Origin of the sequence: Microbacterium sp. PI-1 (assembly GCF_004337555.1) — a bacterium.
In the GTDB taxonomy this organism is placed as follows: domain Bacteria; phylum Actinomycetota; class Actinomycetes; order Actinomycetales; family Microbacteriaceae; genus Microbacterium; species Microbacterium aurugineum.
On record NZ_SJYZ01000001.1, the window covers coordinates 253,403 to 268,339 of the forward strand.

16 protein-coding genes and 1 tRNA gene are annotated in these 14,937 nt (G+C 68.0%); 12 read left to right on the forward strand and 5 right to left on the reverse strand.

Annotated features, from left to right (window positions below; all coding sequences use genetic code 11):
* Positions 1-43: 43 nt before the first annotated feature.
* Positions 44-529, reverse strand: coding sequence for a DNA starvation/stationary phase protection protein (locus tag E0W80_RS01190; RefSeq protein WP_047519653.1), 486 nt, complete (start codon positions 527-529; stop codon positions 44-46).
* Between the two features lie 130 nt (positions 530-659).
* Here E0W80_RS01190 and E0W80_RS01195 point away from each other — a divergent pair, with 130 nt between their 5' ends.
* The 3 genes from E0W80_RS01195 to E0W80_RS01205 all read left to right on the forward strand — a co-directional run bounded on the left by E0W80_RS01195 (position 660) and on the right by E0W80_RS01205 (position 1,720).
* Positions 660-1,196 carry a gamma carbonic anhydrase family protein gene (locus E0W80_RS01195; RefSeq protein WP_131490992.1) on the forward strand — a complete coding sequence of 179 codons (537 nt, stop codon included), beginning with the start codon at positions 660-662 and terminating at the stop codon, positions 1,194-1,196.
* A gap of 41 nt (positions 1,197-1,237) precedes the next feature.
* A tRNA-Ile gene (locus tag E0W80_RS01200) sits at positions 1,238-1,311 on the forward strand.
* Positions 1,312-1,459: 148 nt separating this feature from the next.
* Positions 1,460-1,720, forward strand: coding sequence for a DUF6458 family protein (locus E0W80_RS01205; protein WP_047519650.1), 261 nt, complete (start codon positions 1,460-1,462; stop codon positions 1,718-1,720).
* 41 nt (positions 1,721-1,761) lie between these two features.
* On the opposite strand, the gene E0W80_RS01210 is transcribed toward E0W80_RS01205, so the two are convergent.
* Positions 1,762-2,079, reverse strand: coding sequence for a hypothetical protein (locus E0W80_RS01210; protein WP_131490993.1), 318 nt, complete (start codon positions 2,077-2,079; stop codon positions 1,762-1,764).
* Positions 2,080-2,253: 174 nt separating this feature from the next.
* The gene (locus E0W80_RS01215; RefSeq protein ID WP_131490994.1) at positions 2,254-3,168 is read right to left on the reverse strand and encodes a helix-turn-helix transcriptional regulator; all 915 of its coding nucleotides are present in this window, start codon (positions 3,166-3,168) and stop codon (positions 2,254-2,256) included.
* 121 nt (positions 3,169-3,289) lie between these two features.
* Here E0W80_RS01215 and E0W80_RS01220 point away from each other — a divergent pair, with 121 nt between their 5' ends.
* The gene (locus E0W80_RS01220) at positions 3,290-4,189 is read left to right on the forward strand and encodes an alpha/beta hydrolase (RefSeq protein WP_131490995.1); all 900 of its coding nucleotides are present in this window, start codon (positions 3,290-3,292) and stop codon (positions 4,187-4,189) included.
* On the opposite strand, the gene E0W80_RS01225 is transcribed toward E0W80_RS01220, so the two are convergent.
* Positions 4,161-4,634, reverse strand: coding sequence for an Lrp/AsnC family transcriptional regulator (locus E0W80_RS01225; protein ID WP_028501915.1), 474 nt, complete (start codon positions 4,632-4,634; stop codon positions 4,161-4,163). The genes E0W80_RS01220 and E0W80_RS01225 overlap by 29 nt on opposite strands.
* Positions 4,635-4,805: 171 nt before the next feature.
* Between E0W80_RS01225 and pdhA the strand changes: the two genes are divergently transcribed.
* From pdhA to E0W80_RS01240, 3 genes are read left to right on the forward strand one after another with little or no spacing between them, the layout of a single operon-like run.
* Positions 4,806-5,921: a pyruvate dehydrogenase (acetyl-transferring) E1 component subunit alpha gene (gene pdhA / locus E0W80_RS01230; RefSeq protein ID WP_131491101.1), complete on the forward strand. Its 1,116-nt coding sequence runs from the start codon at positions 4,806-4,808 to the stop codon at positions 5,919-5,921.
* Between the two features lie 2 nt (positions 5,922-5,923).
* A complete protein-coding gene (locus E0W80_RS01235; RefSeq protein WP_131490996.1) occupies positions 5,924-6,934 on the forward strand; it encodes an alpha-ketoacid dehydrogenase subunit beta in 1,011 nt (336 codons plus the stop codon).
* A complete protein-coding gene (locus E0W80_RS01240; RefSeq protein ID WP_131490997.1) occupies positions 6,931-8,289 on the forward strand; it encodes a dihydrolipoamide acetyltransferase family protein in 1,359 nt (452 codons plus the stop codon). The genes E0W80_RS01235 and E0W80_RS01240 overlap by 4 nt, the downstream gene beginning before the upstream one ends.
* Here E0W80_RS01240 and E0W80_RS01245 read toward each other — a convergent pair.
* The gene (locus E0W80_RS01245) at positions 8,282-8,890 is read right to left on the reverse strand and encodes a TetR/AcrR family transcriptional regulator (RefSeq protein ID WP_131490998.1); all 609 of its coding nucleotides are present in this window, start codon (positions 8,888-8,890) and stop codon (positions 8,282-8,284) included. The genes E0W80_RS01240 and E0W80_RS01245 overlap by 8 nt on opposite strands.
* 112 nt (positions 8,891-9,002) lie before the next feature.
* Between E0W80_RS01245 and E0W80_RS01250 the strand changes: the two genes are divergently transcribed.
* Genes E0W80_RS01250 through E0W80_RS01270 form a run of 5 tightly spaced genes read left to right on the forward strand, consistent with a single transcriptional unit; the run spans position 9,003 to position 14,937 of the window.
* Entirely contained in the window at positions 9,003-10,556 is a 1,554-nt protein-coding gene (locus tag E0W80_RS01250; RefSeq protein ID WP_131490999.1) for a carboxyl transferase domain-containing protein, read from the forward strand.
* A gap of 5 nt (positions 10,557-10,561) precedes the next feature.
* Complete coding sequence (locus E0W80_RS01255; RefSeq protein ID WP_131491000.1) at positions 10,562-12,484, forward strand: biotin carboxylase N-terminal domain-containing protein; 1,923 nt, start codon at positions 10,562-10,564, stop codon at positions 12,482-12,484.
* Positions 12,485-12,486: 2 nt separating this feature from the next.
* Positions 12,487-13,635: an acyl-CoA dehydrogenase family protein gene (locus E0W80_RS01260; RefSeq protein ID WP_131491001.1), complete on the forward strand. Its 1,149-nt coding sequence runs from the start codon at positions 12,487-12,489 to the stop codon at positions 13,633-13,635.
* A 10-nt stretch (positions 13,636-13,645) separates the two neighbouring features.
* Positions 13,646-14,134 carry a MaoC family dehydratase gene (locus E0W80_RS01265; protein WP_047519727.1) on the forward strand — a complete coding sequence of 163 codons (489 nt, stop codon included), beginning with the start codon at positions 13,646-13,648 and terminating at the stop codon, positions 14,132-14,134.
* Positions 14,131-14,937 (forward strand): CoA ester lyase, encoded by an 807-nt coding sequence (locus tag E0W80_RS01270; RefSeq protein ID WP_131491002.1) that lies wholly within the window; start codon positions 14,131-14,133, stop codon positions 14,935-14,937. Before E0W80_RS01265 ends, E0W80_RS01270 begins: the two co-directional genes overlap by 4 nt.

Consider the following 14,937-nt stretch of genomic DNA (forward strand, 5'->3'; position numbering starts at 1 on the left):
GCCGGCCTCCGATGACGGAGGACCGGCCCTTCCGGATGACGGGTCAGGCGGCGATGTGCGAGAGAAGGAACCAGCGGTCCTTCTCGAGGCCGCGCTGGATCTCGATGGCGACGTCCTGGCTCGTGAGGTCGACCTCGTCGAGGCCTTCGACGGCGGCCTTGACATCGACGAGGATCGCATCGATGTCGGAGATGACCGCACGGATCAGCTCGTCGGACTGTGTGAAGCCCGCCGGAACCGAGGTGGCTCCCGCCTTGTCGGCGACGGCGCTCACACGGGCGTCGATCGGAAGACCCAGGGCCACGATCCGCTCGGCGGCGGTGTCGGCGAAGTCGCCGGCGTGGGCGACGATGGTGTCCAGCAGCTCGTGGACGCCGACGAAGTTCGCTCCGCGGACATGCCAGTGGGCCTGCTTGCCGTTGACGGTCAGGGCCTGGAGGCCGAGAACGACGGGGGAGAGGAACTGGGCCGCCCCCGCAGCCACGGTCGGGTCGATGGCGGTGGTGGAAACGGTCTGTGCCTTGCTCATCCTGTGCTCCTCCTGGAACGGTTCTCTTACCTGATGAAGACAACGCTACTCAGGCTCAGACATTCCGCAAGCAAGCTGAGGCTCGGCTCACTTCCCTGTCATTCCGCGGATCTGAGGGTAGTCTCGCCTCATGACCATCGCCGTGGAAGCCTCCCTCCTCGCCCTGCCGAACAGCGCGCCGTCGGTCGATTCCACGGCATTCGTCGCCGCGGGGGCGCGCATCATCGGAGACGTCTCGCTCGCTGCAGGATCCAGCGTCTGGTACAACGCCGTGCTCCGTGGCGATTCGGCGGAGATCGTCATCGGCCCGGGGTCGAACGTGCAGGACAACGTCTCCGTCCATGTGGACGGAGGACACCCGGTCATCGTCGGTACGAAGGTGTCGATCGGACACAATGCCGTGGTGCACGGCTGCACGATCGGCGATGGATCGCTCGTCGGCATGGGGGCGGTGATCCTCAGTGGTGCGGTGATCGGCGAGGGGTGCTTGATCGCCGGCGGCGCGGTCGTCCTGGGTGGGACGGAAGTCCCCGGGGGCTCACTGGTGGCCGGTGTGCCTGCGAAGGTCCGCCGCGCGCTCAGCGAGGAGGAGCGTGCGGGCCTGATCAGCAATGCCGACGTCTATCTGCGGCACTCGCAGACGCACTCCGCAGCGACCTCTGTGTGAGCTCTGCATGACCTCGCCGAACGATAGGCTGAGGTGCGTACGGGGCGGTGGCCAAGCTGGTTAAGGCAGTGGGCTCATAACCCAACGATCGCGGGTTCAAGTCCCGCCCGCCCTACTCTTCGCTCGCGAGGTTAGATACCTGCGTTCGTGAGACGAACACGGGCGTGTCCGGCCCGATCCGCCGCTGTCAAGCCCCTCCCGCGCGTGACTCTGCCACGCCATTCTTCGACGGAGCGGCATCGCGTCGCAGAACGGGAGAAACCATGAGCATCGGCAGCGGAATCGCGCTCTTCGTGATCGGAGCAATCCTCGTCTTCGCGGTGAACGTCGACATCCAATGGGTCGACCTCGACATGGTCGGATACATCCTCATGGGCGCCGGAGTCGTCATATTCCTGATCGGAATCGTCCTCCTCGCCCGTCGTCGTCGGACCGAGACCGTCTCACGCACCTTCGTCGACCCCGCGACCGGGGAACCGACCACTCGCCGCTCCGTCAGTTCGAGTGGCGACGAGGCGGTCTGAGCAGGACTGACGGTTCCGGGTGGTCGAGCCATCCGGAACCGTCAGTCGGCAGCGCCGCTCTCGAGGTGCTCCTCCACGAGGAGGATCCCTCCACTGGAGCTGGCGGAGTGAGCGAGGTCTTCGATCCACTTCCGGCTCAGCTCCGGGGACTCGGGCTCCTGGAACACGAACCGGAGCGGGATCGAGGGGTGCAGCCACAGAGTCGAGCGTCCGGGTGCATCCCCTTCCGGGTGTCGCCACGAGAGGGTGAAGCTCTCGTTGCGGCGGAGTTTGGTCGCGATGACGACCTTCAGGTGCGCGAGCGCGCGGTCGTCGATCTGGATCGGAGTCTGGGCGTCGCCGTAGTAGAGACTGCCCATCAGCGGGCGGAGGTTTCGACGTCAGAGCGGATCTGGATCATGGGGACTCCTCGACGGTGTGCGCGACAGACCGGGAGGGTGCTCCGGGTACTTGAACTCTAACCACACGGCGGCGAAGCGACGGGGGCGGGAGATCGACTCGCCGTCGGATACGAAAAGATTGTTCGCCCCGTGTCACGGTCCCGTGAGCGACGGTGTGTTGCCGTACGCCTCACGGTAGGCGGCACTGAACCGCGAGGAGTTGCTGAAGCCCCAGCGACGGGAGATCTCCGTGACGGAGCGACCGTTGCCCGCGTGGAGATCACGCCGGGCGCCGTCGAGGCGTGCGCGACGCAGCGCTTCTGCAGGCGTGATGTCGAGCGCCCGACGGAATGCGTACTGCAGACCCCTCGTCGAGATGAACGACGCCGCGGCGACATCGTCGATGGTGATCGCACGATGCGCGTTCTCGTCGATGTACGCGAGCGCCCTCCGGACGGCTGCCGGTGCCGCGGCGCGCTGGGCAGGGCGATCGAGATACTCGGAGAACGTCGTCGGAAAGGTGGCGAGGGTCATCATCAGGACGTGTCGTTCGAGCTCGGCGATCAGGAGCGGCTCTGCGGCCTCGTCGACGAGGGCTCCCTCGACATAGGAGAAAGCCCTCTCCCAGCGCTGCGCGGCGACGGCGGAGGGGGGAGCGAATCCCGTGGTGCGCAGCTTTCGTCCGTCGACCCCCGTGATCTGTGCAGCGCGGGTCTCCGCGGCGGCGCGATCGACGACGAACGCGCGGACTCGTGCAGCGCGATCCCATCTCGCCTCGACGCGGGTGCCGTCCGAGATCCACGGTCGCCCCGGGTCGAGCGAGTGGCGAGCGGACCAGACTCTGGCGTCGGGTGCGTCGACACGGCACACCAGCAACTGGTCCTGCGGTTCGGCGAGGGAGTGGATCTGTGCGGCGAGTCGGTAGTTCACGACAGCGACGCTGTCGAGGATCTCGGAATGCCAGTCGAAGCGGAAGTGGCGAGGGTCGGCGTTCTGCAGCGACGACGAGGGGACGAACTGGTGCCACGTGGACTCCACCTGTGCGATGTCGGTGGATGTGAACTGCATGGCCGTGCTCCTTGTTCCTCGCGCTGCGATCCCACTCGGCAGCACATCACCAGGAGCGTATAGCACCGTGTCTGATCGTTTCCGGGTCGGGCAGACGCACGTCGACTCGTAGACTCGGATCATGACCGTGCCTTCCCCGTATGCAGACCGCCTGCGTCGCCTCCCCGTGCAGCGACACGAGGTCGAGGTGCGGGGTGCGACGACCGCGTACTGGGTGTACGGGCCCGAGGATGCTGAGACCACCGTCATCGCCGTGCACGGCTTCCGCGGCGAGCACCACGGCCTCGAACCGGTGTTGGCCTACCTTCCCGAAGTGCGTGTGATCGCCCCTGACCTCCCCGGTTTCGGCGAGTCGGCACCGTTGCCCGGGCGGCGGCACGACCTGGACGAGTACGCCGGTTGGCTCACGGACTTCGCGTCCGCGGTGGCGCCGGGTGCCGTGATCCTCGGGCACTCGTTCGGTTCGATCGTGACGGCAGCGGCCGTCGCGCGAGGTCTGGGCACCCCACGGCTGATCCTGCTGAACCCGATCGGTGCTCCGGCGCTGGAAGGCCCCAAAGGTCTGATGACGCGCCTTGCCGTGCTCTACTACGCGCTCGGTGCCCGTCTTCCGGAGCGGCTCGGAACCGCGCTGCTGCGCAACCGCGTCATCGTCCGGGTGATGAGCATCACGATGGCGAAGACGAAGGATCCCGCGCTGCGCCGGTTCATCCACGACCAGCACGACACCTACTTCTCGCGCTTCTCAGACCGCGACGTGCTGCGCGACGCCTTCGTCGCGAGCGTCTCGCACGACGTCCGGGAGTTCGCGCCCGAGATCGATGTCCCGACCCTGCTCGTGGCTGCGGAGCGCGACGACATCACCCCGATCGAGGCCGAGCGGAAGCTGGCGAAGACCTTCCGGGATGCCGAATTGGTCGAGATCGCTCACGTCGGCCATCTCATCCACTACGAGACGCCTGCCGAAGCGGCGGGTGCGGTGCGTCGCTTCCTCAGGATTCCCGTCGTGCGAGGCCGATGAGGCCCGCGACGCGGAACGGGATGACCTCGCCCATCGCGAGCGACGTCTCGGTGCGTTCCACCCCCTCGATCGACAGGATGCGGGCGTCGGTGTCGAAGAGATGGCGTGCATCGCGGCATGCGACCCGCGCGAGCAGATCGATCGACCCGCTCAGTCCGTGCGCCTGGACGACCTCGGGGATCCGGGCCAGTTCGTTGATGATGCGGGGGAGTTCCGTTTGTCGCACGCCGATGCTGACGAACGCCTGAAGCGGGAAGCCCAGGACGTCGGGGGAGAAGGACCGCTCGTAGGAGAGGAAGATCCCGCTCTGCTCCAACCGTGCCATCCGCGCCTGGATCGTGTTGCGTGACAGCCCCAGATTCTCCGCCAACGCCACGATCGTCGTCCTCGGGTCGTCGGCGAGAGCAGCGAGGAGTTCGAGATCGATACGGTCCAGTCCGGGCATAGTGCCAAACCTTAGCAGCATCGCCCCCGCGCAAATTGAGCAACATGCTCAAGCCGGGTTCGAATGCTTGAGCGAGGTGTTCAGCGGACGTACTCTCGGACCATGCCGGTGATGACGCCGGCATCACCGCGCGGAGCCTCACGAGGGCCGCCGAGGACGAGGAGGACGATGATGTCACCGCAGATCACCCCCATCGCAGACACCGCCCAGGACCTGGAGCTCTCCGAGCGCATCCTGGCCCCGGACGGAAACCGTGTCGCGAACCCTCGGTTGGACCCGTTCGTCGCGGACGTCGATGCCGCACAGCTGCGCTCCCTGCTCCGCGACATGGTCATCCTCCGCCGGATCGATGCCGAAGGCGTGGCGCTCCAGCGGCAGGGCCAGCTCGGTCTCTGGGCTCCCTGCCAAGGCCAGGAGGCCACGCAGATCGGCACTGCCCGGGCGATCGCGAAGGACGACTTCGTGTTCCCCAGCTACCGGGAGACCGGCGTCATCTACGCGCGCGGCGCAGAGCCCGGCGACTACGTGCGCATGTGGCGCGGTGAAGAGGGGGCCGCGTACGACCCCGCTGCACTCGGCGTTGCTCCGTTGCAGATCATCATCGGCGCGCAGACGCTTCACGCGGTCGGTTACGCTCTGGGCATTCAGCACGACGGCGCCGACGAAGTCGCGGTGACGTACTTCGGAGACGGCGCGACCAGCCAGGGCGATGTGAACGAGGCGATGATCTTCGCCGCGTCCTACCAGGCACCGGTCGTCTTCGTCTGCCAGAACAACCACTGGGCCATCTCGGAGCCGGTCGCGGTGCAGTCCCAGTATCCGATCGCCGGGCGGGCGCCGGGGTTCGGCATCCCCAGCGTCCGCGTCGACGGAAACGATGTCCTCGCCTGCATGGCGGCCATGCGCTGGGCGCTCGATCACGCGCGCTCCGGCAAGGGGCCGGCCTACATCGAGGCGGTCACGTACCGCATGGGTCCGCACACGACGGCCGACGATCCGACGCGTTACCGCGACCAGGACGAACTCGAGTCGTGGCGCCGCCGCGATCCGATCGCGCGGCTGGAGGCACACCTGCGCGCCACCGGAGACCTGACGGACGAGGATCTCGCCGAGACTCAGGCGGCCGCCGACGTCATCGCGTCGGAGATGCGGGCGGCGTGCCTGAACATGGTGACGCGCCCGCCGCTGGCCGTGTTCGATGGGGTCTACGCCGATCCGCACACCGGGCTCGAGCGCCAGCGCGACGAGTACGCGGCGTACCTCGCCTCGTTCGAAGGCGAGGTCTGAGCATGACCGAACTCACGCTCGGAAAGGCCCTCGGCGCAGGACTCCGCCAGGCGATGCGCGACGACGACAAAGTCGTTCTCCTCGGCGAGGACATCGGGAAGCTCGGTGGGGTGTTCCGCATCACCGATGGGCTCCTGGACGAGTTCGGCGCCGCGCGCGTGATCGACACCCCGCTGGCGGAGTCCGGCATCGTCGGTACAGCGGTCGGGCTCGCGTTCCGCGGCTACCGACCGGTGGTCGAGATCCAGTTCGACGGCTTCGTCTATCCGGCCTTCGATCAGATCGTGGCGCAGGTCGCGAAGCTGCACTACCGCACGCAAGGCCGCGTGAAGATGCCCATCACCATCCGGATCCCGTGGGCTGGAGGCATCGGTGCGGCGGAGCATCACTCCGAGTCTCCGGAAGCGTACTTCGTCCACACCGCCGGATTGCGCGTGATCGCGGTCTCGAATCCCGAGGACGCGTACCGCAGCCTGCGGCAGGCGATCGCCTCGGATGATCCCGTGATCTTCTTCGAGCCGAAGCGGCTCTACCACCACAAGGGAGAGGTCGACCTCGACGCACCCCTCGCCGACGCACCTCCGATGGGATTGGCGCGTGTGGTCCGCGCCGGCACGGACGCGACGCTCATCACCTATGGAGCCATGGTGTCCACCGCGCTCCAGGCCGCCGAGGCTGCAGAGGACGAGGGCATCTCCCTGGAGGTCATCGACCTGCGCTCGCTCTCGCCGGTCGACTACGACTCGGTCGCCGCCTCCGTGCGGAAGACCGGACGAGTCGTCGTCGCCCACGAGGCCTCCCGTGAGGCCGGCGTCGCGGCCGAGGTGATCGCCAGCATCACCGAGCGCTGCTTCGAATACCTCGAGTCGGCGCCGCTGCGCGTCACCGGACACGACATCCCGTATCCGCCGGCGAAGCTCGAGAAGTACCACCTGCCCGACCTCGATCGCCTGCTCGACGCGGTCGATCGCGTGCTGGATCGGCCGAACAGCTTGACGGGAGCAGACGCATGAACGCCGAGTTCCGCCTTCCCGATCTCGGGGAAGGGCTCACCGAGGCCGAAGTGGTGTCCTGGCTGGTCTCGCCCGGCGACACGGTCGCGCTCAACCAGACGCTCGCCGAGGTCGAGACCGCGAAAGCGATCGTGGAACTTCCCTCTCCCTATGCCGGAACGGTGGCGACGCTCCACGCCGAGGCCGGCGAGACCGTCGCCGTCGGAGCACCCCTGATCGACTTCGACGTGGTCGGCGACGAGAGCGGGCCGACTCCGGCCGCCGCATCGGGAGAGAAGGCCCAGCCCAACCTCGTCGGTTATGGAGCGGCACCCACGTCTGCGGGACGTCCAGCGCGACGTGCCCGGCGAGTCGGCGTCACCGCGACTGCGGTCGACACGGCGGTCCTCGAGGCGGCACCGCATGATGCCACCTCGTCCGCCGCCGTCGAGGCCCCGATCGAGCGGCCGCGATCGACACCACCGGTGCGCGCCCATGCGAAACGTCTCGGGATCGATCTGGTGCTCGTCGCCGCCGAGGTGGGCGACCGCGTCGTCACCCGCGCGGACGTCGACGCCTATGCGGAGCGGGTCGGCGCCGTGGGGACAGGGGGCGAGGAAGACGCGGTGAGCGGATCGACCGTGCCGTCCAGTGCCGCAGCTCTCGGCGACGAACAGCGCGAGACGCGCATCCCGATCCGCGGTGTGCGCAGACACACGGCTGCGGCGATGGTGCAGAGCGCGTTCACGGCGCCGCACGTCACCGTCTTCCACACGGTCGACGTGACCGGGACGATGGAACTCCTCGCCCGTCTCCGCGAAGACCGTTCGCTCGCCGCGCACCGCATCGGCCCGCTGACCGTCGTGGCGAAGGCGGTCTGCCTCGCGCTGGGGCGCACCCCTGGTCTGAACTCCCGGTGGGATGAGGCGGCCGGCGAGATCGTCCAGCACAACTACGTGGACCTCGGGATCGCCGCCGCGACGGATCGAGGCCTCATCGTCCCGATGATCAGGGACGCGGAACAGCTCACGCTGCTCGGCCTGGCGGATGCGGTGAAGTCGCTGGCCGAGGTCGCGCGCGCGGGAAAGACATCGCCCGCCGAGCTCGCGGGCGGCACGTTCTCGATCTCGAACATCGGCGTCTTCGGAGTCGATGCAGGCACGCCCATCCTCCCGCCGGGGCAGTCCGGGATCCTGGCGATCGGTGCTGTTCGGCGACAGCCGTGGGAGCACCGCGGCGAGATCGCGCTTCGTGACGTCATGACGCTCAGTCTGTCCTTCGACCACCGCTTGGTGGACGGCGCAGAAGGAGCGCGGTTCCTCAAGGACGTCGCCGACATCCTCGAGGAACCGGGAAGAGCGATGCTCCTCAGGTAGTCGCGCGCAGAGCGGCCTCCGCCATCGCGACCAGCACGGTCGCGGTGGCGGAGCGCTGCCTGGCAGCGGCGCGCGTGCTGTGAGGGGTGGAGTTGATGAGTCCGAAACATGCCTGGACACGAAGGCGCAGTTCGTCTTGGTCGACGCCGCCCTCGGCAGCCGCGTGCAACGGCGACAGCGCCGACATCCAGAGCTCGATGTAGGAGCGCTGCAATCGGCGGACATCGGCGCGGTCGGAGTCGCTCAGATAAGCCAGGTCACGATCCTGCACCTGGATGACCTCGGCGTTGCCCAGAGCGAAGTCGACGTGGAAGCGGATCAACGCGCGCATCCGCTCGTCGGCGGTCGGAGCTTCCTCGGCGACGCGCTGACCCCCTCGGATGAGGTCCTCGCTGACCTTGACGAGAACTGCGCCCAGCAGGGCTTGCTTGCCCGCGAAGTGGCGGTAGACGGCGGGACCGGAGACACCGACGGCTGCGCCGATGTCTTCCAGGCTCACGCCGCTGTACCCGCGCGCGGCGAAGAGCCGCGCGGCGGCGTGCAGGATCGCATCGGACCGTTCGGCCTTGGCGCGGTCTCGGGCGGTGACCGGGCTTGTCATCTCAGTTAATCCTCGCTAACCTGAAGCAACGGGTTAGTGAACACTAACCGAAAGTGCATGCACCGCGCCAGGGCTCTCGCCCGCGCGGACGTGGGTCGAGGAGGACATCACGATGCCCGCAACTCAGGAGTCACTCGCGCGGGAGCTGCGAGAACGCCTTGCGACGGCCGCGCTCGGCGGACCGGAGGCGTCCCGTGAACGCCATGTCTCCCGGGGGAAGCTCCTCCCGCGCGACCGTGTCGCACGGGTCCTCGACGAAGGCAGCCCCTTCCTGGAGGTGGCCCCGCTCGCGGCCGACGGTCTGTACGGGGGAGAGGCCCCGGGAGCAGGTGTGATCGCCGGCGTCGGTCTGGTCCACGGCCGTCACGTGATGGTCGTCTGCAACGACGCGACGGTGAAGGGAGGCACCTACTTCCCCCTCACCGTCAAGAAGCACCTGCGGGCCCAGGAGATCGCGCTCGAGAACCGTCTGCCGTGCCTCTACCTGGTCGACTCGGGAGGGGCATTCCTGCCGAAACAGGACGAGGTGTTCCCGGACCGGGAGCATTTCGGCCGGATCTTCTTCAATCAGGCGCGCATGTCCGCGGAAGGTATCCCGCAGCTCGCCGCCGTGCTCGGCTCCTGCACGGCGGGTGGCGCCTACGTGCCCGCGATGAGTGACGAGACCGTGATCGTCAAGGGGCAGGGCACTATCTTCCTCGGCGGCCCACCGCTCGTGAAGGCCGCGATCGGCGAGGTCGTGACCGCGGAGGAGCTCGGCGGCGGTGAGTTGCACGCACGACGCAGCGGCGTGGTCGACCATCTCGCCGAAGACGATGAGCACGCACTCGAGATCCTTCGTGACATCGTCGCCACGCTTCCCCCGCCCGCAGCACCCGCGTGGGAAGTTGCCACCAGCCGGCCGCCGTCGGATCCGTCCAGTCTCTACGACGCCGTTCCGGTCGACGTCAACGCCGCCTACGACGTGCACGAGGTCATCGCGCGGCTGGTCGACGGCGACACCTTCCTCGAGTTCAAGCCCGAATACGGCACGACTCTGATCACCGGCTTCGCCCGACTCCACGGGCATCCCGTCGGTGTCGTCGCGAACAACGGGGTGCTGTTCAGCGAGTCCGCGCTCAAGGGAGCGCACTTCATCGAGCTGTGCGATCAGCGCGGTATCCCTCTGCTCTTCCTGCAGAACATCACGGGATTCATGGTCGGCTCCGATGCCGAGGCCGGTGGTATCGCCAAGGACGGCGCGAAGATGGTGACAGCTGTCGCGAGCACGAGGGTGCCGAAGCTCACGGTCATCATCGGCGGATCCTTCGGGGCAGGCAACTATTCGATGTGTGGACGGGCGTACTCACCCCGCTTCCTCTGGACCTGGCCGGCCAGCCGCATCTCCGTGATGGGCGGGACGCAAGCGGCTTCGGTTCTCGCGACCGTCAAGGAAGACCAGCTCTCCGCGCGCGGCGAGAGCTGGAGCAGTGCCGAGCGCGCCGCCTTCGAGTCGCCGATCCGCGAACAGTATGAGCATCAGGGAGAGCCGTACTACGCGACTGCTCGACTGTGGGACGACGGCATCGTCGATCCCGCTCAGACCCGCGACCTCCTGGGCCTCGCCCTCGATGTCGTCGCCCGTAGTCCGCTGCCCGAACCGCGCTTCGGCGTCTTCCGGATGTGAGTGCCATGTCGTCGTCACCCGAGATCTCCTTCCACACCGTCCTCGTCGCCAACCGCGGCGAGATCGCCAGGCGCGTGATCCGCACCCTCCGCGCCCTCGGCATCCGCAGCGTCGCGGTGTACAGCGACGCCGATGCCTCGGCACCGCACGTGCGCGAGGCGGACGTTGCCGTGCGGATCGGTCCTGCACCGGCGGCGGAGTCGTACCTCGACATCGATGCCGTGATCGCAGCCGCCCGCAGCACCGGCGCCCAGGCCATCCACCCCGGCTACGGGTTCCTCTCCGAGAGCGTCGGACTCGCGGAGGCCTGCGCGGAGAGCGGCATCGTCTTCATCGGCCCCTCGGTGAAGGCTCTGCAGATCATGGGGGACAAAGCGCGCGCTCGTGACCATGTCCTGCGCCACGGCGTTCCCGTGGTCCCCGGCTTCGATGCCAAGGGCCTGTCCGATCTCGAGATCGCCGAGGAGGCGGAGCGCGTCGGGTACCCGCTGCTGGTGAAGCCCAGCGCCGGCGGCGGCGGCAAAGGTATGGAGGTCGTCGCCGACGCGAAGGGGCTTCCAGGCGCGCTCGCCTCCGCACGACGTGTGGCGGCCGCGGCGTTCGGGGACGATGCTCTGATCCTCGAACGCCTGATCAGGCGCCCTCGGCACATCGAGGTTCAGGTCTTCGGAGATGCGCACGGGACGGTCGTCGCGCTCGGCGAACGGGAATGCACGCTGCAGCGACGGCACCAGAAGGTCATCGAGGAGGCACCGTCCGCCGGGATCCCCGCACATACCCGGGAACAGCTGCTCGCGGCGGCCGTCCTCGCGGCTGAGAGTGTCGAGTACGTCGGCGCGGGCACCGTCGAGTTCCTCATCGACGCCGATGCTCCCGATGAGGTGTTCTTCATCGAGATGAACACCCGGCTGCAGGTGGAGCACCCGGTGACCGAGGAGGTCACCGGGCTCGATCTCGTCGCTCTTCAACTCCGTGCCGCGGATGGGCTTCCGCTCGCGATCGCACCACGTCTACGCGGTCACGCTGTGGAGGCCCGCGTGTACGCGGAGTCGCCGGAGCGCGGATTCCTCCCCTCGACCGGGACTGTTCTGCTCTTCGAGCCCCCCATCGGCGTCCGCGTCGACGCGGCGATCGAGTCAGGAAGCGCGGTGACGGGCTTCTACGACCCGATGATCGCGAAGGTGATCGCGTTCGCAGATGACCGTGCCACTGCACTTGCTCGTCTCGACGAGGCGCTCGCACGCACGGTCGTGCTGGGCGTCGAGACGAACATCGCGTTCCTCCGGGCCCTCTGTCAGGACGAGCGCGTCCTCGCCGGCGACCTCGACACGGGTCTCATCGACACCCTGCTTCCGTTCGACGCGGAAAGGCCTTCGTTGGCGCAGCTCACCGCGGCGCACGAGGCGGTTTCCGGGCACGCCGAGCCGGTGCGGACGAGCCCCCTGTGGCGTGAGCTTCCGGGGTGGCGCTTGGGGGCTGCAGAGGTGGCAGGCGCACCGTTCGTCGCACTCACGGACGCCGACGACGAGATCGCGCTCACGGAGACGTCTCCCACCGGATCGCGCGAAGCGATCCGTGCCGCCGTGGATGGCGATGGAGCCGTGTGGGTCGCCGAGGGCGGTCGCACCGTGCGCCTCCGGCCCCTCGACCGGAAGCAGCGGATGCTGCGACGACTGTCCGCGCGTGACGCGGGGGTTGCGGCGACGGAACCGGAAGGACGCGCCCCGATGCCGGGCAGCGTCGTCGCGGTGCACGTCGCGGACGGGGATCCGGTGTCCGCCGGTGATGCACTCGTCTCGATCGAGGCGATGAAGATGGAACACCCTGTGCTCGCACCCCACGACGGGGTGGTGCATCTGCTGGTCGCGGTCGGCGACCAGGTACGGCGCGACCAACCGGTCGCCCGTGTGACGACGGAGGAGAGCTGAACATGGAAGATCTGTCCGAGGAGGAGCGCGAGCTCGCCGCCATGGTGCGGGAGTTCGCCGACACCGTCGTCGCGCCGCAGGCCTACGAGGCCGACCGCTCGCACACGCTGTCGATGGATGTCGTGGCGCAGATGGGCGATCTCGGATTGTTCGGACTGCCGTTCCCGGAGGAGTACGGCGGCCAGGGCGGCGACTACATGGCGCTCGGCATCGCGATCGAGGCCCTCGGTCGCGTGGATCAGTCGATCGCGATCACACTCGAGGCAGGTGTCAGCCTGGGCGCGATGCCGATCTTCCGCTTCGGCACCGAGGAGCAGCGCCGCGAGCTGCTGCCGGATCTTCTCGCAGGACGAGCGTTGGCGGGTTTCGGTCTCACCGAGCCGGAAGCGGGAAGCGATGCCGGTGCCACCAGGACCACGGCCCGACTCGACGGTGACGAATGGGTCATCGACGGCTCGAAGCAGTTCATCACCAACTCGGGCACGCCCATCACGCGCTTCGTGACCGTCACCGCCGTCACGGGGAACGAGAGCGGTCGCAAGGAGATCTCCACGATCATCGTCCCCAATGGCACGCCGGGGTTCACGGTCGAGGCACCGTATGACAAGGTGGGCTGGAACGCGTCCGACACGCATCCACTGACCTTCGACGGTGCCCGGGTGCCCGCATCGAACCTGCTGGGTGAGCGGGGAACGGGCTTCCGCAGCTTCCTGAGCATCCTCGACGAAGGGCGCATCGCGATCGCGGCGCTGTCGACCGGTGCAGCCGAGGGGTGTCTGGAGGCCGCTGTCGAGTACGCCCAGAGCCGCACCATCTTCGGCGCCGCGCTGAGTACTCGGCAGAACGCGCAGTTCACACTGGCACGGATGCGTGCGCGGGTGCACACCGCCCGACTCGCCTGGCACCACGCCGCCAGGCTGCGGGATGCGGGCAAACCCTTCGCCGAGGCGGCGGCGATCGCCAAGCTCGTCGGCGGCGAAGCCGCGATGGACAATGCCAGGGATGCGACCCAGATCTTCGGAGGGAACGGGTTCATGAACGAGTTCCCCGTGGCGCGTCACTACCGCGACTCGAAGATCCTCGAGATCGGCGAGGGCACCACCGAAGTACAGCTCCTCGTGATCGCACGGGGTCTCGGGCTCGCCGGGTAGCGTGGCCGGTATGACCACGCACGACATCCTCCAGCGGGGGCTGTACTACGAGGAGTTCGAGATCGACGCCCGTTACCTGCACCGTCCGGGGCGCACGGCGACCGAGGCCGACAACGTTCTCTTCACGACACTGACCATGAACACGCAGGCGCTCCATCTCGACGCGGCGTTCGCCGATGCGCAGGATCCGTTCCACGCGCGGCTGATGAACTCGATGTGGACCCTGTCGACGATGGTGGGCTCCTCGGTCGCCCAGTTGACGCAGGGGACCCTCGTGGCACAACTCGGCTTCGGTGACGTGGCATTCCCGCATCCGCTGTTCGCCGGCGACACGCTCTATACCGAGAGCGTCATCGTGGAGAAGCGGCTGTCCTCATCGCGACCGGGGCAGGGCATCGTGAAGATCGCGCACACCGGACGCAACCAGGATGGGACGGTCGTCGCCACCGCCGTGCGCTCTGTGCTCGTGCACTGCCTTCCGGAAGGAGCCACGGCGTGAATTTCGACCTCGGGCCCGCTTTGCTGTTCTGCCCCGCCGATCGCCCTGAGCGCTTCCAGAAGGCCTCTGAGCGAGCCGATGCCGTCATCCTCGACCTCGAGGATGCCGTGCTCCCGGATGCGAAGGATGCCGCGCGCCGGAACGTGATCGCCGCCGACATCGATCCTCACCGCGTGATCGTGCGGGTCAACGCCCCGGACACTGATGCCTTCATGGCCGACCTCTCGGCGCTGGCGCAGACCGACTTCCGCACCGTGATGGTCGCGAAGACGGAGAGCGCGGAGAGCCTGGCGGCATTCGATGAGCGCTACTCGCTGATCGCCCTCTGCGAGACCGCCCGTGGCGTCCACGCGGCGGACCGCATCGCCGCGCACCCGACGGTGTCCGCGATGATGTGGGGCGCCGAGGACCTCGTCGCCTCGCTCGGAGGGACCTCGTCACGGAACGCCGACGGAGGCTATCGCGACATCGCCCGGTACGCTCGCGCGCGTGTTCTCCTCGAGGCGGGCGCACACGGCAAGGCGGCCATCGACGCCGTGCACATCGATCTCGACGATTCGGACGGCCTTCAGCGGGAGGCGCGGGATGCCGCCGCCTCCGGTTTCCGCGCGACCGCCTGCATCCACCCGAGTCAGGTCGAGCTCATCCGTGCCGCCTACCGGCCCGATGACACGAGCATCGACTGGGCGCGTGCGGTGCTCGCAGCCGCCGAGAGCGAACGCGGTGTGTTCCGATTCGAAGGACGCATGATCGACGAACCCGTGCTTCGCCACGCGCGCTCCGTCGTCTCCCGCGCACGCTGA